This window comes from Devosia sp. ZW T5_3, assembly GCF_044987315.1.
Lineage (GTDB): Bacteria > Pseudomonadota > Alphaproteobacteria > Rhizobiales > Devosiaceae > Devosia.
Genome location: NZ_JBJDRE010000002.1, coordinates 74,113 through 92,516 on the forward strand (window position 1 = coordinate 74,113; position 18,404 = coordinate 92,516).

Consider the following 18,404-nt stretch of genomic DNA (forward strand, 5'->3'; position numbering starts at 1 on the left):
TGGCCTTGCCTTTACACGGAAAAGGGAACTGCCAGGCGCACGGCGCGTTGCTGATCACCTTCAACTAGGGACAGTCAGTCATGGGTATCATCTGGACGATCATTATCGGGTTCATCGCGGGCGTCATCGCCAAGTTCATCATGCCGGGCAGCAATGAGCCGTCGGGCTTCATTCTGACCACCATTTTGGGCATCGTCGGTGCCTTCGTTGCTTCCTATCTTGGGCAAGCCCTGGGCTGGTATGCGCCGGGCGAAGGCGCGGGGCTGATCGGTGCGGTCGTCGGCGCCATCATCGTGTTGTTTGTCTGGGGACTTGTCGCTCGGCGCCGCTAAGCGCTCAACATAAAGGAGGCCGCCATGGCCAAGGGAATGCCGTCAATGGTTGCGCTGCTAGGCCTGCTGGCCGTGGCAGGTTTTCAGAACAGGGACAAGCTGGGCGAATTGCTCGGCGGCTTGGGCAATGGCCAGACCGGCGCCGGTGATGGCGGGCGGCTCGGCAACGGGCAGACCGGTGTGGGAAATCCACAGGCCGGCACCACGCCCGGTGCAGGCGGCGGACTCGAGGGCATGCTGGGCAATCTGGGCGGTATGCTTGGCGGCGCGGCTGGCGCCGGTGGGCTGGGCAGCGTGCTCAGCGGCGGCCTGGGCGATCTCGTCGACCGCTTCAACAATAGCGGGCAGGGCGCCAAGGCGCAAAGCTGGGTGCAGGACGGCGATAATGAGGAGATTGACCCCAATAGACTCGAGCAGACGCTGGGCGCCGATACCATCGATACGCTGACCCGGCAAACCGGCCTCAGCAAGCAGGAATTGCTCGATCGCTTGGCCAAGACCCTGCCCGATGCGGTTAACAAGCTGACCCCGAACGGCCGGATCCCGACCGAGCAGGAAGCCAGCCACCTGGTTTGATGCATCGCGCATTGCAAGAGCGGCCGGGGTGGTAACGTCCCGGCCGCTCTGTTTTCAGGACCAGGCGGGAAACGGATCGCGCAAATCTTGCCAGGCGGTCGGGGTAAAACCCTTGGCCGGGATCAGGCAGGCGTCGAGGTCGCGCCTGATAGCGGCCTCGTCCATGTCGCCGGCGCCAATAAAGACGATTTCCTGCCGCCGGTCGCCCCATTCCGCATCGAGATAGGGCGCCATCGATGCGCGCCAGTCGGCATCGTCCGGCCAGCGGGTTTTCGGCACAGCCGCCCACCACATGCCGCGGCGGCTGGTGCGCACCAATGCGCCGGCCTGGCTGAGTTCGCCGACCAGATCGGGTCGCGTCGCCAGCCAGAAAAAGCCCTTGGAGCGAATAACGCCGGCCCAGCTTTTGGCGATGAAGCTGTTCAGCAGCATGGGGTTGAACGGCCGCCGCGCCCGATAGACGAATGAGCGTATGCCATATTCAAGCGTTTCCGGAATATGCTCGGTGAAGCCATTGAGTTCCTTGAACCAAAGCGGGTTCTGCTCGGCGGCTTCCAGGCTGAACAGTCCGGTATCGAGCACCTGATCCAGCGGCACATCGGAGAAATCAGTTTCGATCACCCGCGCCACCGGATTGAGCGCCTTGATGACGGTTCGCGCTGCAACGAGATCGTCGGCACTCGCGATCGACACCTTATTGAGCACGATGACATCGGCAAACTCGATCTGCTCGACCAATAGATCGACCAAAGCGCGCTCATCCTCCGGCCCCATGGTCTGCCCACGGTCACGCAGGAAATCCACCGAGCCGTAATCCCGCAGCAGATTGGCGCAATCGACCACGGTCACCATGGTGTCGAGCCGGGTGATGTCGGAGAGGCTGACGCCGTTTTCGTCGCGGAAATCGAAAGTGGCCGCAACCGGCAGCGGCTCGGAAATGCCGGTGGATTCGATCAGCAGGTAATCGAAGCGCCCGGCTTCGGCCAGCTTGGTGACTTCCTTGAGCAGGTCGCCGCGCAGCGTGCAGCAGATGCAGCCATTGCTCATTTCGACGAGTTGTTCATCGGTGCGCGACAGATTGGCGCCGCCCTCGCGCACAAGCGTGGCGTCGATATTGACCTCGCTCATGTCGTTGACGATGACGGCAACGCGCCGCCCTTCGCGATTGTTGAGGATGTGATTGAGAAGCGTCGTCTTGCCGGCGCCAAGAAAGCCGGACAGGACCGTTACGGAGAGGCGGTTCATTTGGGGTCACCTGAATGGAAACGGCCACCCCGCAAGGTGGCCGGGATTTTGGTCAGTGCGTCGCGCCCGAGCCGCCGATGGCGACGATATTGTAGGGCAGGCCCTCGACCGGAATGTCGCGATCCAGCTCGAACGTGCTGGCATCCACGATGTGCACCAGGCCCTTGAGCGGATCGGTGACCGCGATCTCATTGCCCGCCACCGCAATGCGGGGCCGCGGCAGGCTCCACTCGCCATCCATGGAATAGGGCTCGGTGAGCGTGATCGATTTGGCGATCTGGCCCGACAGCACATTGAGCTGATGCAGCTTGCCATCCTCGGTGAAGATGTAAGCAAATTTGGGCTGCTGCGGATCCACGGCAAAATGCACGCGGCGCGTCGGCAATTCGATCAGGCGGAAGGCGTCGGCCTCGGTCGGATCGATCAGCACGACCTTGTCGGGCCCGTAATTGCCCAGGAAATATTGCAGCCCAACCCCGCCCAGCAGCGTCGAAACATTGCCCTCGGGCAGGCTCGCCGGATAGGGCAGGTGCGTGATCTCGGGCGCGCCCGAGCCGGTGGCAATCAGTAGCCCCGTGGCGCAGGCAATGGCGGTGATATTGCCCGACGTCGCCTCTCCATGCAGCAGCGGGCATTCGTAGAGGTCGCCCACCTTGGCATTCTGCGCGTCATAGACAAAGACACCCTGCGGACGGGTGGTCTCACCATTGGGCGCAAAATCGGTGGCGAGCGTATACTTGCCCCACGGAATGGCGACGCCATGATGGGGTGCGCCGGTGTCGATTTCGCGGATAGCCAAATCGGCATTGCCGTCCAGCCAATCCTGCTCCGAAACCAGCCGCGCCACACCTTCGCCATCGTAGAACAGGGCGATCTCGCCATGATGCTCGACGAAATGCACCGGCTTTTCGCCCGGAACAGCGGCGGCAATGGCCGCTGGCGCCGCGACATGAATATCGCCGTGATCGCCATGATCTTCGATTTCGATGCCGCTGCTGATGGCCGACACCAGATTGGCCGCCCCTTGCACGGCATAGACCGCCTGGTTGCTGGGCGTGGTGTAGAGCACGCCGGGGCTTTCCAGCACAAAAGTGTCGAGCGTGGCGTGGGTGCCCAGATCGATCGCGGTGACCTTGGCTGCGGCATGGTCGGCGACAAACAGGCGCCAGGCGGTGACGTCGTCGGCAAAGCCTGGGCCGGCACCGGCCATCAAGGTCAGGGCCGTGCAGGCGAGAAGGGCAGGATAGCGCATGGGCGATATATCCATATGTTATTACATTACGTTTTGGACTCTAGATGTAATGTTATTACGTTAGCAAGCCGACTGGTGCAGATTTTTGGGGATTGTGCACCCAGGCATCCCCAAGAGCCCGCTCCTAATCCCCGGCACATTTGATCTTGATGTGAACCGTACCCTGCGGTACACCCCGGCTGTCCGGTTCTCTGCCGGGCTGGCAATGATCGTTCGGGCGCCCGCGAGATTTGCCGGCCGCCATGCTCGGCCCAGCATTCAAGCGCGCCAGGATATCGCCATGACTATCGCCACGGATGCCGCCAGCGGCATCGCCGTGCCACCGCCCAATTCCGCCCGCCGCATCCTCGCCGCGAGCATGATCGGCACGACCATCGAATTTTTCGACTTCTATATCTACGCCACCGCTGCGGTGATCGTATTCCCGCATCTGTTCTTCCCGGCGGGCGATGACACGTCGGCGCTGCTCTCCTCGCTCGCCACCTTCGCCATCGCCTTTTTCGCGCGCCCGATTGGCGCGGCGTTCTTCGGCCATTTCGGCGACAAGATCGGCCGCAAGGCCACGCTAGTCGCGGCTTTGCTGACCATGGGTATTTCGACCGTGCTGATCGGCGTGTTGCCGACTTACGGACAGATCGGCGTGATGGCGCCGCTGCTGCTGGCTTTGTGCCGGCTGGGGCAGGGGCTTGGCCTGGGCGGGGAATGGGGCGGCGCCGTGCTGCTCGCCACCGAGAATGCGCCTGAGGGCAAGAGGGCCTGGTATGGCATGTTCCCGCAATTGGGCGCGCCGGTCGGCTTCTTCTTCGCCACCACGATTTTCCTCGTGCTCGCCCATTTCATGGGTGAAGAGACCTTCATGAGCTGGGGTTGGCGCGTGCCGTTCCTCGCCAGCGCGCTGCTGGTGATTTTCGGCCTGTTCATCCGCCTCAAGATCACCGAGACGCCCGAATTCGCTCGCGCCGTCGAAAAGGCCGAACGCGTCGAAGTGCCGTTCCTCGATGTGTTCAAGCACCACAAGATGAGCCTGCTGCTCGGCACCATGGCGGCGCTCGCCACCTTCGTGCTGTTCTATCTGATGACGGTGTTCTCGCTGAGCTGGGGCACCTCGGCGCTGGGCTATAGCCGCGAAGAATTCCTCATCCTGCAGATGGTTGGCGTGGTGTTCTTCGGCCTGTTCATCCCGATCTCGGCCGTATTGGCCGATCGTTTCGGCATGCGCCGGGTCATGGTGGGCGTGTCGCTCTCGATCGCCATTTTCGGCCTGCTGATCGCGCCGCTGTTCGGCTCGGGCAATGTCGTAGGCGTGCTGGGCTTCCTGTGCATCGGTCTCGCGCTGATGGGCCTGACCTATGGCCCGCTGGGCACGGCCCTTGCCGCGCCATTCCCCACGGCCGTGCGCTATACCGGCGCGTCGCTGACCTTCAATCTGGGCGGTATTTTCGGCGCCTCGCTGGCGCCCTATGCCGCAACTTACCTGGCGACCAATTTCGGTCTGCATGCCGTGGGCTATTACATGATCCTGGCCGCGGTGATCACGCTGCTGGCTTTCGGCTTCATTCGGCAGACACCGGATTGATACGAGAGGCGAGGCTGGCACCCCAGCCTCGCCACACCCGCCGCACGATATTTTATGCGCGCCCCCTTTCCCTTGTCACACTCTGCGTCTAGGAAAGCGGCCATATCGAGCAAACCCAAACGGGAGAGGGCTTTCTATGTCGTCAATCATCCACGTCCAAGGCCGCCAGATCTATGACAGCCGCGGTAATCCGACCGTCGAAGTCGATGTGGTGCTCGACGATGGCAGCTTCGGCCGCGCTGCGGTCCCCTCGGGCGCTTCGACCGGCGCGCATGAAGCCGTCGAGCTGCGTGATGGCGGCAAGAAATACAATGGCAAGGGCGTGCTGCAGGCCGTCGAGAACGTCAACACCGCCATCTTTGACGAAATCCAGGGCATGGATGCGCTGGACCAGCTGGCTGTCGATCAGGCCATGATCGAGCTGGACGGCACCCCCAACAAGTCGCGCCTCGGCGCCAATGCCATCCTGGGCGTCTCGCTGGCCGTGGCCAAGGCCGCTGCCGAGTCGAGCGAGCTGCCGTTCTACCGCTATATCGGCGGCCCCAACGCTCATGTCCTGCCCGTGCCGATGATGAACATCATCAATGGCGGCGAGCATGCCGACAATCCGATCGACATGCAGGAATTCATGATCCTGCCCGCCGGCGCAGAAAACCTGGCCGATGCCGTCCGCATCGGTTCGGAAATCTTCCACACGCTCAAGAAGGGCCTATCGGCCGAAGGCCACAATACCAATGTGGGCGACGAGGGTGGTTTCGCGCCGAACCTCGGTTCTGCCGAAGACGCGCTGGGCTTCATCATGCGCTCGATCGAAAAGGCCGGCTATCGTCCGGGCGAGGACATTTTCCTTGGCCTCGATTGCGCTGCCACCGAATATTACAAGGGCGGCAAGTACGAGATGGTCGGCGAGGGCAAGTCGCTCTCCTCCGACGAAAACGTCGCTTTCCTCGCCGACCTGGCTGCGCGCTACCCCATCATCACCATCGAAGACGGCATGGCCGAAGACGATTGGGAGGGCTGGAAGGCCCTGACCGACGCCATCGGCAAAAAGGTGCAGCTGGTGGGCGACGATCTGTTCGTCACCAACACCGAGCGCCTCGTCTCGGGCATCAAGATGGGCGTTGCCAATTCCATCCTGGTCAAGGTCAACCAGATCGGCTCGCTCTCCGAAACGCTGAATGCCGTCGATACCGCGCATCGCGCCGGCTATACTTCGGTGATGTCGCATCGCTCGGGCGAAACCGAGGATTCCACCATTGCCGATCTGGCCGTGGCGCTGAACTGCGGGCAGATCAAGACCGGCTCGCTCAGCCGTTCGGATCGTCTGGCCAAGTACAACCAGCTTATTCGCATCGAAGAGCAGCTTGGCGCCTCCGCCAAGTATGCCGGCTTCTCGGTCGTCAAGGGCCGCTAAGCGACAAGACCAGACAAACAGGGGCCGGCGCGAGTACATCGCGCCGGCCCCTTGATTTTGTTCGATACTGACACCCAGAATCGCGAGTACCATTCTCACAGGATTGATGAGGAGGGCTCAAAATGATCCAGCGACTTTCTGCAGAAGCATTCGGTACATTCTGGCTGGTTTTCGGCGGCTGCGGGGCGGCCGTGCTTGCAGCAGGGTTTCCGGAGGTTGGTATTGGCTTTGTTGGCGTGTCTCTGGCCTTTGGTCTGACAGTATTGACCATGGCTTATGCCGTCGGGGGGATTTCCGGCGGCCATTTTAACCCGGCCGTATCGCTCGGTTTGGCAATAGCCGGTCGGTTCGACTACAAGGACCTGGTGCCGTACTGGATCGCCCAATTGGTTGGCGGGATCCTCGGCGCAGCGGTGTTGTTCGTTATCGCCAGCGGCGCGCCCGGCTTTGTCGCCGGCGGCTTCGCTTCCAATGGCTATGATGCCCTGTCACCAGGCGGCTATGGCTTGCTCGCGGCGCTGGTGGCAGAGGTGGTGCTGACCGCCTTCTTCCTCATCGTCATCCTGGGTTCCACGTCCAAACTGGCCCCGGCCGGCTTCGCGCCGATCGCTATCGGCCTGGCCCTGACGCTGATCCACCTGATCTCGATCCCGGTGACCAATACCTCGGTCAATCCCGCCCGCTCCATCGCGGCTGCCATCTTCGCGCAAAGCGGGGCATTGAGCCAGGTATGGCTATTCATCGTCGCGCCGCTGGCGGGCGCCGCGCTGGGCGCGATCATCTGGAAGACCCTGCTCAGCCCATCCGAAGCAACGGCAAGTGCCACGCTCAAGGCGAAGGCTGTCTAGCTAACTATTTGCCCGGCTCGCCGGGCAATCCAAATGAAAAAAGCCCGGCAGCGATGCCGGGCTTTTTTGTTTCCACGATATCATTCCACCTACCGAGTCTTTCCGGCGCGGGCCGGAATCCATGCTGAAGACCATCCCGCCGCTGGATGGATGCGGCCCGCCACGAACATGGATTTCCGGCCTGCGCCGGAATGACACCGTGGTGGTGGCGAGATGAAGCGCGAGCGCGCCCCTACTGAAACGCCGTCTCCGCGAAACTGCGCAGCTTGCGCGAATGCAACCGTTCCGCCGGCTGATCCCGCAAGATCTCCATCGCCCGCAGCCCGATCTGCAAATGCCGGTTCACCTGCGTGCGGTAGAAGTCCGACGCCATGCCGGGCAGCTTCAGTTCCCCATGCAGCGGCTTATCCGACACACACAACAGCGTCCCATAAGGCACGCGGAACCGGAAGCCATTGGCGGCAATGGTCGCGCTCTCCATGTCCAGTGCCACGGCACGCGACTGGCTCAACTGCCGGGTGATTTCCACCTGGTCACGCAATTCCCAATTGCGGTTGTCGAAGGTCGCGACGGTGCCGGTGCGCATGATGCGCTTGGTCTCGAGGCCTTCGGTCTGGGTGATCTCTTCCACCGCCTGCTCAAGCGCCACCTGCACTTCGGCCAGCGCGGGAATGGGCACCGAAACCGGCAGATCGGCATCGAGCACGTGATCCTCACGCACATAGGCATGCGCCAGCACATAATCGCCAAGTTCCTGAGAATTGCGCAGGCCCGCGCAATGCCCCAGCATGATCCAGGCATGAGGCCGCAGCACGGCAATATGATCAGTGATGGTTTTGGCATTCGATGGGCCGACGCCGATATTGACCATGGTGATGCCGCGGCCGCGCGCCGCCGTCAGGTGATAGGCCGGCATCTGGGGCGAGCGGACCGGGGCCGTGCCATTGATGCCGCCGCCGCGCAAGGCATTGTCGGTAATCACATTGCCCGGCTCGATAAAGCTCTCGTAATGGGCGTGGCCACTCCGCATATGCTCTTTGGCCACGCGGCAGAATTCGTCGATATAGAACTGGTAATTAGTGAAAATCACGAAGTTCTGGAAATGCGCGGCATCGGTGCCCGTATAATGGCTCAGCCGGAACAGCGAATAATCGACTCGCGGCGCGGTAAACGCCGATAGCGGGTAGGGTCCGCCCTTGGGCGGCACGAAAGTGCCATTGGCGATTTCGTCGTCGGTATTGTTCAGGTCCGGCGCGTCGAACACATCGCGCAGCGGAATATTGAGCGCGTTGAGCGCTTCCCCATCGATCCGCTCATTGGCGGCGACCGCGAAATGCAGCGGGATCGGCGTATCCGACTCCCCGATATCGATCGTGCCGCCATGGTTCTTGAGGATGACGGTGAACTGCTCCTGGAAATAGGTGCGGAACAGGTCCGGCGCCGTCACCGTCGTACGATAGATACCGGGTGTATGCAGATAACCATAGGGCAGGGTGCTCTCGCCCTTGCCGAAGCTGGTGGAGCGCACTTCCACCTGCGGATAGCACGCGCGCACGCGCCCCTCCGGCACCACGCCCTTGGCCAGCGCGCTCAAATGCTCGCGGATGAAGCTGGTATTGCGGTGATAGATTTCCGCCAGATGAGCCCAGGCTTTTTCCGGGTCGGTAAAGGACTGCTTTTCGAGGCGGGGCGGGCTGATCGTGGTCATCTGCGTCTCTCGGTTTGCCGGCCCCGGATTGGGCCGAGCCGTCTAGCGGAATCGCTGTTTGGTCGTGCAATGCCTAGTCTTCTGGCATGACAGCTTCGCGGCCATGGGGCAACCGGTGGCCCGTTCCACAAATATTCTCACAACCGAGTGAAGGGGGCTTTTCTTGCCGCATTTGGCTCCCATCTTTTACCCAGTTCATCGGCACGGCAAACGACCCATGCAAAACCGGTGAGCGAGGAATGTTGCGCAGGCCGCTTGTCCCCCAAGCCCTCAACAGCGCGGCAGGCTGACGTTCCATAGGGCTGCGATGACAGAGATGTCGTCGCAGCCCAAATTTTTGTGGCTCAGCTATAGCGCCGCGCGGTGAAGGTCACCGGCCGGTATTGCGGCACGGTGGGGCTATAGGTGCAGCGCAGCGTCCCGATGTTAGGAATGCCCGGCACGATGACGAAGCCGATGATCCCGCCCAGCAGGCCAGCACTGCGGCACGTCATACGATCGGCACTCCAGGCCACGCCATTGCCGCACGAGGTGCGCCGCAATTGCACATTGATATCGCGTCCCGACACGCGCCAGTCGAGCCGCCCATTGCAGGTCACGCCGCCGCCGGTAATCTGGTAGACGCCGCGCTGCTGCAGGCAGAATGTCAGCCGATATGGGCCATAGAGCCGCGTATTGACGCGATAGCAGCCGCCAAACGCAGCTCCGCCCGGATGGTCGGGCACGATGACGCGCGGTTCGGCCTGGGCGAAAGCACCGCCGCTCGGCGCGAACATGGTCAGACAAAGCAGAATAGCTACGACAATACGTTTCAACATGCTCATCCCTCCTGAGGCGCACGCCGAAAATGGCGTCGAGTCTCGCGCCTGAGCCCAGCATGGCTACGGCGAGTGCTCCCCGTCAAGCTCGGGCGGCTGCGGGGGATGGACGAAGCGGGCGGCATTTCCTATTGCAGTGAACCAAACGTGCAGGCCCAGCCGATTATTTCACGAGGAGCGACCATGACCGCCAAGATCATCGACGGAAAAAGCTATGCCGAAGGCCTGCGCGCCCGCATTGCCGGTCACGTGGCGCGCCTCAAGGCCGAACACGGCATTACCCCGGGTCTGGCCGTCGTCATTGTTGGCTACGACCCCGGCAGCCAGGTCTATGTGGCCCAAAAGGCCAAGCAGACCGTCGAAATGGGCATGCATTCGGAAAAATACGAGCTGCCCGAAACCGCCAGCGAAGCCGAAGTGCTGGCGCTGGTGCGTAAGCTCAATGCCGATCCGGCCATTCACGGCATTCTCGTGCAATTGCCGGTGCCCGACCAGATCGATCCCAAGAAGATCATCGAGACCATCGATCCGGCCAAGGATGTCGATTGCTTCACCCCCGCCAGCGTCGGCAAGCTGGCCATCGGCCTGCCCGGACCCGTCTCCTGCACGCCGCTGGGCTGCCTGATGCTGCTGCGCGACACGTTGGGCGACCTGTCGGGCCTCCACGCCGTGGTGGTTGGACGCTCCAACCTGGTCGGCAAGCCGGTCGCGCAATTGCTGCTGCGCGAGAACTGCACCGTCACCATGGCCCATTCCCGCACCCGCGACCTGCCGGGCATCGTGCGCCAGGCCGATATCGTCATCGCTGCCGTCGGTCGTCCGGAGATGATCAAGGGCGACTGGATCAAGCCGGGCGCTACCGTCATCGATGTCGGCATCAACCGCATTCCCGCGCCGGAGCGCGGCGAAGGCAAGACGCGCTTGCTCGGCGACGTCGCCTATGCCGAAGCCGCCGCACTGGCCGGTGCGATCACGCCCGTTCCCGGCGGCGTCGGCCCGATGACCATTGCGTGCCTGCTCGCCAACACCGTCACCACGGCCTCGCTGATCAATGGCCTCGTGCCTCCGAGCGATCTGACCGCATGAGTGACGGAGCCGGTCACGATCCCGGCGGCAAGGTACGCCTGCCGCTGATGGCTGGCGTCAAGGGCGACGCCACCTTCAGCGCCGACGGCCGCTATCGCCAACTGATGCGCCGCTGGACCGGGGAGACCTTCCCCAAGCGCTATATCCTGTTCATCGGCATGAATCCGAGCACCGCCGACGCCACGGTCAACGATCCCACCTGCGCCCGCGAATGGACCTTCGCCCAGCGCGAGGGCTATTCGGCCATGGCGAAAGCCAATGTCGGCGATTACCGCGCCACCGATCCCAAAATGCTGCTGGCGCCGGGCGTTGTGGCGGTGTCGGACGCGAACCTGCCCGCCATCCGCGCGGCGGCAGCAGAGGCCGATTTCGTCGTGCTCTGCCACGGCAAGCTCAACAAGGCACTGGCGCCGGCCGGCAAGGCAATTGTCGAGGCGCTGAAGGCCGACGGCACCGAACTCTGGTGCTTCGGCACCAATGCCGATGGCAGCCCCAAACATCCGTTATATTTGCGACTGGACACGCCACTGGTGCGGTTCGAGGGGTAGGGAGCGCTTCGTCCTGGCACCAATCCTTATCCCCACCGTGTCACTCTGGCAAACTACGACGTCGCGGGCCGGGCGTTCTGATACGTCACATTCCCCCGCCCGCCCACTCATGCTAGTGAGCCGCCATGCGTGTTTCCGATTTTGACTTCGAGCTGCCCGAGCAGCTGATTGCCCTGCATCCGGCCGAGCCGCGTGATAGTGCGCGCCTGCTGGTGGTCGATCCAATCCATGGCCTCAGCGATCGCCATATTCCTGACCTGTTGACGCTGCTGCATCCCGGCGACGTGCTGGTGGTCAACGACACCCGCGTGCTGCCCGCCGAGCTGCGCGGCAGCCGCATCCGCGGCGAAAACCGCGCCTCGGTGTCCTTTAATCTCCATAAGCGCGTTGACGCCCACACTTGGCGCGCCTTCGCTCGCCCGGCCAAGCGCCTTGCTGTGCTCGACCAGCTTGAACTGGGCAATGGCCAGGCCGATGCGCTCACCGCCCGCGTCGCCGGCAAGGGCGATACCGGCGAGGTAACGCTCGAATTCGATCTCGGCGGCGCCCAGCTCGACGAAGCCATCAAAGCCCACGGCGCCATGCCGCTGCCGCCCTATATCGGGGCCAAGCGCGGCATCGAAGAACGCGACAAGGTCGATTACCAGACCGTCTATGCCGCCGAAGATGGTGCGGTCGCGGCGCCCACGGCTGGGCTGCATTTCACTGAAAGCCTGCTCCAGCAATTGAGCGACCACGGCGTCACCATCGAGCGCGTGACGCTGCATGTGGGGGCAGGGACCTTCCTCCCCATGAAGGCGGACGACACCGACGATCACGTCATGCATGCCGAATGGGGCGAGATCGATTCTGCGACGGTCGAACGCATTCTGGCCAAAAAAGCCCTGGGCGGGCGCATCGTCGCCGTCGGCACCACGAGCCTGCGCCTGCTCGAAACCGCCGCCCGCGCCGCCGGCACGCTGCGCCCTTTCAGCGGCGACACCGATATCTTCATCACCCCCGGCTTCCGCTTCGCCGCCGTGGACGTGCTGATGACCAATTTCCACCTGCCCAAATCCACCCTCTTCATGCTGGTCAGCGCCTTTGCCGGCATGGACACGATGCGCCGCGCCTATGAGCATGCCATCGCCAACGGATATCGGTTTTATTCGTACGGGGATTCGTCCCTGCTGATCCGGGCGGAGTGAATGCGTCCTGGCATCATGCTCCCTAGCCAGAGGCGTCGCCACCCTGTGGATTCGGCGGTATTGGCGTTCATCGGAGCTCGCTAAGTCCCACTGCCGCCACATTGGCGCGGCTTGCTCCCGACGCTCAAATCTGTCCGTCCGGGAGAAAGTAAATTGTTTATTACCAATAGGATAGCCGCGCCTCTCGCGCTGGCCGCCGTCACGACCTGCCTCTCGTCTATCGCCGTGTTCGCTGCGGAACCACCCGCCGCCATCGCGGCGGCAGTGGATGCAGCGTTCCGGCCGCTGCTTGAGCAGCACGGCGTTCCCGGCATTGCCGTCGGCGTGAGTGTCGGTGGCCAACAATATTTCTTCAATTACGGTGCGGCGGCCAAGGATACCGGCGCGCCGGTGACGGAGAACACGCTGTTCGAGCTTGGTTCGGTCAGCAAGACTTTTACGGCAACGCTGGGCGCCTATGCCGACGCTCTTGACCGGCTCGCGCTGGACGATCACCCATCCAAATACCTGCCCGAGCTTGACGGCGCAGCGATCGACAAGGCGAGCCTGCTGCATCTGGCGACCTATACGGCCGGCGGATTGCCGTTGCAGTTCCCCAATGGGGCCGGCGGGATGGAAAGCTATTTTCAGCAATGGACGGCCGACGCTACGCCGGGCGAGCAACGGCGCTATTCCAATCCCAGTATCGGGCTGTTCGGCCATCTCACCGCGTTGGCGCTGAACGACGACTTTGCCCATTTGATGGAAACCGAGATGTTTCCGCGACTGGGCCTGGAGGATACCTACATCGAGGTGCCCGAGGCAGCGATGGCGCGCTACGCCTGGGGCTATAACAAGGACGGCAAGCCCACACGCGTTAATCCGGGCTGGCTGGCGGCGGAGGCTTATGGAGTGAAATCTTCGACAGCCGATATGATGCGCTTCGTCGAGGCCAATATTGCGCCCGACACCTTGGCGCCGCTGGTGCAGCGCGCCGTCGAAGGCACGCATATTGGTTATTTCCAGGTCGGGGAGATGGTGCAGGGGTTAGGCTGGGAGCAGTATCCGTTCCCGGTGTCGCTTGAGCGCCTGTTGGCCGGGAACTCGTCCGACATGGCCATGAAGCCAAATCCAGCCGAGGCCCTTGTTCCGCCGGCCGCTCCGGAGGGGCCGGCGCTGTTCAACAAGACCGGCTCCACCAACGGCTTCGGCGCCTATGTGGCGTTCGTCCCTGACAGCAAGATCGGCGTGGTCATGCTTGCCAACAAGAACTTCCCCATTCCTGCGCGAATTACCGCGACCCATGCCGTGCTTGAGCAATTGGCTGAGGCGGTGGACTAGGCGATTGGTGCGTTGGCCTAGCGCCAGCGCACCATCAGCTTCTCCAAGCCGTGGAAGTGAAAGACATTGTTATATTGCGGCTGCTGCGCGATCCGCAGTTTCGGCAGCCGCCGGAACAGTTCGCTGAACGCGACCTGAAGTTCGATGCGGGCTAGTGGCGCGCCGATGCAGAAATGAATGCCGGCGCCGAAGCTGACATTGGCGCCGTCTGTACGGAAGGGATCGAAGCTATTGGCATTGGCGAAGCGGGCAGGGTCCCGGTTGGCGGCGCCCAGCATCAGGCCGATCACATCGCCCTTGCGCAGATGGACGCCCTCATATTCGAGGTCGCTCAGCGCATAGCGCGTGAACATATGGAGCGGCGCGTCAAAGCGCAGGCACTCCTCCGCCGTCGCCGCAGCCTGCTCGTCGCTGGTGAACAGTGTCGCCGGGTCGATGCCGCTTTCAAGGATCGATTTCACGCCGTTGCCGGTGGTGTGAACGGTGGCTTCATGTCCGGCATTGAGTAGCAGAATGGCGGTCGACATCACCTCCTCGTCGCTCAGTCGCTCGCCATTTTGCTCGGCGGTCAGCATATGGGTCAGCAGGTCTTCGCGCGGCTGCTTGCGGCGCTCGGCAATCGCCAGCTGCAGATAATCCATGAAGTCCTGCGCGGCATCATTGGCATCGAGCTCGGTGTCGTGGCTGACACCGAACATATACATGGCCACCATGCGGTTGGACCAATTGAGCAGTTTCGGCGGCGCCTCGGCAGAGAGCCCCAGCATCTCGGCAATGATGATGGCAGGCATCGGCGCAGCAAAGGCCTTGATCAGATCAACCTCATCCTGACCTTCAAAACCATCGATCAATTCATTGGCCAGTTTGATAATTCTGGGGCGCAACTGCTCGACATGGCGCGACACGAAGGCCCGGTTGACCAAGGTGCGCAGGCGGGTATGGCCGGGCGGCTCCAGGTTCAGCAGCGAGTATTTCTCAGTCAGATCGAACGCCTGCGTATGCAGCTTGGGATCTGGCATCCCAAGCTCTTCGCGCGTCGCCACATGCAGGATTTCGCGGCCGAACCGTTTGTCGCGCAGCAATGCGCTGACCTGCTTGAAACCGGCGAAGCACCAATGGCCATATTCGTCCCAGAAGAAGGTTGGGTCGCTCGCATGCAGGCGATCATAGAAGGCATAGGGATTCTGATAAAACGCGGGATCGCGGGGATCGGCACCGCTTCGACGATGCTGGGGGACGTTTTCGACAGGCTTGAGCTGGACAATGGCGGCCATGAATGCGGTAACCGGGTAGGGGAAATCAATGCCGGATATAACGGACTGACAATCGTGCGGTAACAAGCAGAAAAATAGTCGAGTTGACGATTTGCCGCTCGTCGGGGTGATGTTCAATCACGGGAGACCGATCATGAAATTTCTCTGCCTTGTCTATTTTGCCCCCGATGCCTTTGCCGATCTCACCCCGGATGAGATGCGTCGCGTCGACGACGCCACTATCGAGCACGACCACAAGCTGCGGAGCGGGGGCCACCTGCTGATCGCCTCGCCCCTGGCCGAAGCTGGAGAAGCCAGTATCGACCGGCGCCAGCGCATGACGATGTCGGTGATGGATGGACCTTATGCCGAGGCCAAGGAGGTCATCGGCGGCTTCCTGCTGATCGAGGCCAAGGATATGGCCGAGGCCGTGTCCCTGTTCGACGATGATCCCATCGCCGCCCATTCCCGGGTCGTCATCCGGCCGCTGATGGAGGCGCATCGTCACAGCGAAACAGGTCAGGCCCGGCCCGATTTCAACCCTGCCTAGGCCCGGAACGCCGCGGGAGTGGGCGATCATTTGGCTTGCCCACTCCTCAAAATGCGCCGAAAAGGCTTGGCAAGCGGGCGCTAATCATGTCTTGAAAGCACAAAAGCGACCAAGGACCTTGCCGTGAGCGACCTGACCCTGAGCCAAGCCATCGAGAATATCTACACCTCGATCAAGAACAACAATGACGAGCTGGACGCCCACATCGCGGCGCTCAAAGCAGCCATGGCGGCCGAAGGCGCCAAGGAAGCCGTGTTCGAGCCCGCCAAGCTGGCGCAATCCAACCGGCAGGGCCGCAAGATCATGCAGTCCTACTTCAAGAAGAAGGGCGTGGCGGTCAGTTTCTCGGCCTGATGGTCGTCCGCCCATTCACCTTGCCGTCACAAGCTGGGCGCGCCCTATTGAAGCGCGCCCCATTGCCGCCTATCTCTGGCTTTACCGCACATTAAGGCGGCATCGTCTGCAATCGGCCAGTCGCGCTGATTCGAAATTTCGACATTTCCGCCGGGCCCTGGATGTCCTGGTCCGGCAGAAATGTTCCAACCGAAGATGGCATGCCCGGTATCCACGCGACCCGGCGCAGCAAAGGGGCATCACATGCGAGATCCGCACGATATCTACATGAATACGCTCGTTCCCATGGTGGTCGAGCAGTCCAATCGAGGCGAGCGCGCCTTCGATATCTATTCGCGCCTCCTGCGCGAGCGCATCATTTTCGTGACCGGCGTGGTCGAGGACAACATGGCGAGCCTGATCGTGGCCCAGCTTTTGTTCCTCGAATCAGAGAACCCGAAAAAGGAAATTGCGCTCTATATCAATTCGCCTGGCGGCGTGGTGACGGCTGGCCTGTCGATCTACGACACCATGCAATTCATCCGTCCGGCCGTCGCCACGATGGTGATGGGGCAGGCCGCGTCCATGGGTTCGCTCCTGCTTGCAGCCGGTGAAGCGGGTATGCGTACCAGCCTGCCAAACTCGCGCATCATGGTCCACCAGCCTTCCGGCGGCTATCAGGGTCAGGTTACCGACATCATGATTCATGCCAAGGAAGTCGAGGGCTTGAAGCGTCGTCTTAATCAGATTTATGAGAAGCACACTGGCCGCACTTATGAAGAAGTTGAGAGCGCTCTGGAGCGCGATCGCTTCCTCAGCCCCGAAGAAGCCAAGACCTTTGGCCTCATCGATAGCGTGTTTGAAAAGCGCGCCGTTCCGGAAGGCAGCTGAGTTCCCGCTGTTAACAGCGTTTGGTGACACTGCGTTGACTGTGACGTGAGTGCAATTGCACACAGCCGGATCGGCCTTTAAGGTCGGTTCGGCTTAGACTTTCTTTAGGCCTCGGGCGTTACCGTCGTTGGTACCGCTGAATTTTGGGGGTTTCGCGCCCCCGGGAGTAACTAGATGTCCAAAGAGACAACGAACGGCGAATCCTCCAAGAACACGCTTTACTGCTCGTTCTGCGGGAAATCCCAGCATGAGGTTCGCAAGCTGATCGCCGGGCCGACCGTGTTCATCTGCGATGAATGCGTCGAGCTCTGCATGGACATCATCCGCGAAGAGAACAAGACCTCCATGGTCAAGTCCTCCGATGGCGTGCCGACACCCGCAGAAATCTGCAAGGTGCTCGACGACTACGTTATCGGCCAGTATCGCGCCAAGCGCGTGCTCTCCGTGGCCGTCCACAATCACTACAAGCGCCTGCACCATTCCAGCAAGAACCAGGATATCGAGCTTTCCAAGTCGAACATCCTGCTGATCGGGCCAACCGGTTCGGGCAAGACCCTGCTGGCCCAGACGCTGGCGCGCATCCTCGACGTACCCTTCACCATGGCCGACGCGACCACGTTGACCGAGGCGGGCTATGTCGGCGAGGACGTCGAGAACATTATCCTCAAGCTGCTGCAGTCGGCCGATTACAATGTCGAAAAGGCGCAGCGCGGCATCGTCTATATCGACGAAGTCGACAAGATCAGCCGTAAGTCCGACAACCCGTCCATCACTCGTGACGTTTCGGGTGAAGGCGTGCAGCAGGCACTGCTGAAGATCATGGAAGGCACCGTGGCTTCGGTTCCGCCCCAGGGCGGCCGCAAGCATCCGCAGCAGGAATTCCTGCAGGTGGACACGACCAATATCCTGTTCATCTGCGGCGGCGCCTTTGCCGGGCTTGAGAAGATCATCTCGGCGCGTGGCGAAGGCTCGGGCATCGGCTTTGCGGCCACCGTCAAGGACCCCAATGACCGTCGCGTCGGCCAGGTTCTTGCCGATGTGGCCCCGGAAGATCTGGTGCGGTTCGGGCTGATCCCCGAATTCATCGGCCGTCTGCCGGTGCTGGCGACGCTCGAAGACCTCGACATCGCCGCTCTGATCGAAATCCTGACCGCGCCCAAGAACGCACTGGTCCGCCAGTATCAGCGCCTGTTCCAGATGGAAGAGGTCGAACTGACCTTCCACGAGGATGCCCTCAAGGCCATCGCCGAGAAGGCAATCGAGCGCAAGACCGGCGCCCGCGGCCTGCGCTCGATCATGGAAGCCATTCTGCTCGACACCATGTACGACCTGCCTTCGCTCGAAGGCGTGGAAGAAGTGGTGATTTCGGAAGATGTTGTGCGCGGCAAGGACGTCCGTCCGCTCTACATCTATTCCGAGCGCAAGAAGGACGAAGCGCCCGCAACGGCGTGAGTTTTTCCAGTCTGA

The 18,404-nt window shown here is 61.9% G+C and carries 18 protein-coding genes; 13 read left to right on the plus strand and 5 right to left on the minus strand.

The genetic code is table 11. The features are described 5' to 3' along the window. The first annotated feature begins 80 nt into the window (after positions 1-80). Positions 81-332, plus strand: a complete 252-nt coding sequence (locus tag ACI3KW_RS02860; RefSeq protein ID WP_113120494.1) for a GlsB/YeaQ/YmgE family stress response membrane protein — start codon at positions 81-83, stop codon at positions 330-332. A gap of 24 nt (positions 333-356) precedes the next feature. Then, the gene (locus ACI3KW_RS02865) at positions 357-908 is read left to right on the plus strand and encodes a YidB family protein (protein ID WP_404846850.1); all 552 of its coding nucleotides are present in this window, start codon (positions 357-359) and stop codon (positions 906-908) included. 54 nt (positions 909-962) lie between these two features. Here ACI3KW_RS02865 and ACI3KW_RS02870 read toward each other — a convergent pair whose 3' ends face one another. Together ACI3KW_RS02870 and ACI3KW_RS02875 are read right to left on the minus strand one after the other, a co-directional pair. Beyond that, the gene (locus tag ACI3KW_RS02870) at positions 963-2,153 is read right to left on the minus strand and encodes a GTP-binding protein (RefSeq protein WP_404846851.1); all 1,191 of its coding nucleotides are present in this window, start codon (positions 2,151-2,153) and stop codon (positions 963-965) included. A gap of 52 nt (positions 2,154-2,205) precedes the next feature. Then, entirely contained in the window at positions 2,206-3,405 is a 1,200-nt protein-coding gene (locus ACI3KW_RS02875) for a hypothetical protein (RefSeq protein WP_404846852.1), read from the minus strand. Positions 3,406-3,685: 280 nt separating this feature from the next. Between ACI3KW_RS02875 and ACI3KW_RS02880 the strand changes: the two genes are divergently transcribed. From ACI3KW_RS02880 to aqpZ, 3 genes are all read left to right on the plus strand, one after another. Further along, the gene (locus tag ACI3KW_RS02880; protein ID WP_404846853.1) at positions 3,686-4,981 is read left to right on the plus strand and encodes an MFS transporter; all 1,296 of its coding nucleotides are present in this window, start codon (positions 3,686-3,688) and stop codon (positions 4,979-4,981) included. Between the two features lie 136 nt (positions 4,982-5,117). Continuing rightward, the gene (gene eno / locus ACI3KW_RS02885; protein ID WP_262167995.1) at positions 5,118-6,395 is read left to right on the plus strand and encodes a phosphopyruvate hydratase; all 1,278 of its coding nucleotides are present in this window, start codon (positions 5,118-5,120) and stop codon (positions 6,393-6,395) included. A gap of 122 nt (positions 6,396-6,517) precedes the next feature. Beyond that, complete coding sequence (gene aqpZ / locus ACI3KW_RS02890) at positions 6,518-7,243, plus strand: aquaporin Z (RefSeq protein WP_404846854.1); 726 nt, start codon at positions 6,518-6,520, stop codon at positions 7,241-7,243. 232 nt (positions 7,244-7,475) lie between these two features. Here the strand turns inward: aqpZ and ACI3KW_RS02895 are convergent, their stop codons facing one another. Then, the gene (locus tag ACI3KW_RS02895) at positions 7,476-8,951 is read right to left on the minus strand and encodes an AMP nucleosidase (protein WP_404846855.1); all 1,476 of its coding nucleotides are present in this window, start codon (positions 8,949-8,951) and stop codon (positions 7,476-7,478) included. Positions 8,952-9,295: 344 nt separating this feature from the next. After that, on the minus strand, positions 9,296-9,769 hold the full coding sequence (locus tag ACI3KW_RS02900) for a hypothetical protein (protein WP_404846856.1): 474 nt from the start codon (positions 9,767-9,769) through the stop codon (positions 9,296-9,298). 183 nt (positions 9,770-9,952) lie between these two features. Here ACI3KW_RS02900 and ACI3KW_RS02905 point away from each other — a divergent pair, with 183 nt between their 5' ends. The 4 genes from ACI3KW_RS02905 to ampC all read left to right on the plus strand — a co-directional run bounded on the left by ACI3KW_RS02905 (position 9,953) and on the right by ampC (position 13,910). After that, a complete protein-coding gene (locus ACI3KW_RS02905; RefSeq protein ID WP_404846857.1) occupies positions 9,953-10,855 on the plus strand; it encodes a bifunctional methylenetetrahydrofolate dehydrogenase/methenyltetrahydrofolate cyclohydrolase in 903 nt (300 codons plus the stop codon). Continuing rightward, positions 10,852-11,403 carry a DUF1643 domain-containing protein gene (locus ACI3KW_RS02910; RefSeq protein ID WP_404846858.1) on the plus strand — a complete coding sequence of 184 codons (552 nt, stop codon included), beginning with the start codon at positions 10,852-10,854 and terminating at the stop codon, positions 11,401-11,403. Before ACI3KW_RS02905 ends, ACI3KW_RS02910 begins: the two co-directional genes overlap by 4 nt. Before the next feature lie 125 nt (positions 11,404-11,528). Beyond that, positions 11,529-12,590: a tRNA preQ1(34) S-adenosylmethionine ribosyltransferase-isomerase QueA gene (gene queA / locus ACI3KW_RS02915; protein ID WP_404846859.1), complete on the plus strand. Its 1,062-nt coding sequence runs from the start codon at positions 11,529-11,531 to the stop codon at positions 12,588-12,590. Positions 12,591-12,743: 153 nt separating this feature from the next. Then, positions 12,744-13,910, plus strand: coding sequence for a class C beta-lactamase (ampC, locus tag ACI3KW_RS02920; protein ID WP_404846860.1), 1,167 nt, complete (start codon positions 12,744-12,746; stop codon positions 13,908-13,910). Between the two features lie 17 nt (positions 13,911-13,927). On the opposite strand, the gene ACI3KW_RS02925 is transcribed toward ampC, so the two are convergent. Beyond that, positions 13,928-15,184, minus strand: a complete 1,257-nt coding sequence (locus tag ACI3KW_RS02925; protein ID WP_404846861.1) for a cytochrome P450 — start codon at positions 15,182-15,184, stop codon at positions 13,928-13,930. 133 nt (positions 15,185-15,317) lie between these two features. On the opposite strand from ACI3KW_RS02925, the gene ACI3KW_RS02930 reads away from it, so the two are divergent. The 4 genes from ACI3KW_RS02930 to clpX all read left to right on the plus strand — a co-directional run bounded on the left by ACI3KW_RS02930 (position 15,318) and on the right by clpX (position 18,389). Continuing rightward, positions 15,318-15,713 carry a YciI family protein gene (locus tag ACI3KW_RS02930; RefSeq protein ID WP_404846862.1) on the plus strand — a complete coding sequence of 132 codons (396 nt, stop codon included), beginning with the start codon at positions 15,318-15,320 and terminating at the stop codon, positions 15,711-15,713. Positions 15,714-15,836: 123 nt separating this feature from the next. Then, positions 15,837-16,067: a hypothetical protein gene (locus ACI3KW_RS02935; RefSeq protein WP_113120313.1), complete on the plus strand. Its 231-nt coding sequence runs from the start codon at positions 15,837-15,839 to the stop codon at positions 16,065-16,067. 243 nt (positions 16,068-16,310) lie between these two features. Beyond that, on the plus strand, positions 16,311-16,937 hold the full coding sequence (locus ACI3KW_RS02940; RefSeq protein ID WP_262167975.1) for an ATP-dependent Clp protease proteolytic subunit: 627 nt from the start codon (positions 16,311-16,313) through the stop codon (positions 16,935-16,937). 174 nt (positions 16,938-17,111) lie between these two features. Then, positions 17,112-18,389, plus strand: coding sequence for an ATP-dependent Clp protease ATP-binding subunit ClpX (gene clpX, locus ACI3KW_RS02945; RefSeq protein WP_113120316.1), 1,278 nt, complete (start codon positions 17,112-17,114; stop codon positions 18,387-18,389). Positions 18,390-18,404: the final 15 nt, after the last annotated feature.

Bases quoted from the DNA above. Each gene is read 5' to 3' on its own strand.
- ACI3KW_RS02860 (WP_113120494.1), top strand. From the start codon at position 81: ATGGGTATCATCTGGACGATCATTATCGGGTTCATCGCGGGCGTCATC.
- ACI3KW_RS02865 (WP_404846850.1), top strand. From the start codon at position 357: ATGGCCAAGGGAATGCCGTCAATGGTTGCGCTGCTAGGCCTGCTGGCC.
- ACI3KW_RS02870 (WP_404846851.1), bottom strand. From the start codon at position 2,153: ATGAACCGCCTCTCCGTAACGGTCCTGTCCGGCTTTCTTGGCGCCGGC.
- ACI3KW_RS02875 (WP_404846852.1), bottom strand. From the start codon at position 3,405: ATGCGCTATCCTGCCCTTCTCGCCTGCACGGCCCTGACCTTGATGGCC.
- ACI3KW_RS02880 (WP_404846853.1), top strand. From the start codon at position 3,686: ATGACTATCGCCACGGATGCCGCCAGCGGCATCGCCGTGCCACCGCCC.
- eno (WP_262167995.1), top strand. From the start codon at position 5,118: ATGTCGTCAATCATCCACGTCCAAGGCCGCCAGATCTATGACAGCCGC.
- aqpZ (WP_404846854.1), top strand. From the start codon at position 6,518: ATGATCCAGCGACTTTCTGCAGAAGCATTCGGTACATTCTGGCTGGTT.
- ACI3KW_RS02895 (WP_404846855.1), bottom strand. From the start codon at position 8,951: ATGACCACGATCAGCCCGCCCCGCCTCGAAAAGCAGTCCTTTACCGAC.
- ACI3KW_RS02900 (WP_404846856.1), bottom strand. From the start codon at position 9,769: ATGTTGAAACGTATTGTCGTAGCTATTCTGCTTTGTCTGACCATGTTC.
- ACI3KW_RS02905 (WP_404846857.1), top strand. From the start codon at position 9,953: ATGACCGCCAAGATCATCGACGGAAAAAGCTATGCCGAAGGCCTGCGC.
- ACI3KW_RS02910 (WP_404846858.1), top strand. From the start codon at position 10,852: ATGAGTGACGGAGCCGGTCACGATCCCGGCGGCAAGGTACGCCTGCCG.
- queA (WP_404846859.1), top strand. From the start codon at position 11,529: ATGCGTGTTTCCGATTTTGACTTCGAGCTGCCCGAGCAGCTGATTGCC.
- ACI3KW_RS02925 (WP_404846861.1), bottom strand. From the start codon at position 15,184: ATGGCCGCCATTGTCCAGCTCAAGCCTGTCGAAAACGTCCCCCAGCAT.
- ACI3KW_RS02930 (WP_404846862.1), top strand. From the start codon at position 15,318: ATGAAATTTCTCTGCCTTGTCTATTTTGCCCCCGATGCCTTTGCCGAT.
- ACI3KW_RS02940 (WP_262167975.1), top strand. From the start codon at position 16,311: ATGCGAGATCCGCACGATATCTACATGAATACGCTCGTTCCCATGGTG.
- clpX (WP_113120316.1), top strand. From the start codon at position 17,112: ATGTCCAAAGAGACAACGAACGGCGAATCCTCCAAGAACACGCTTTAC.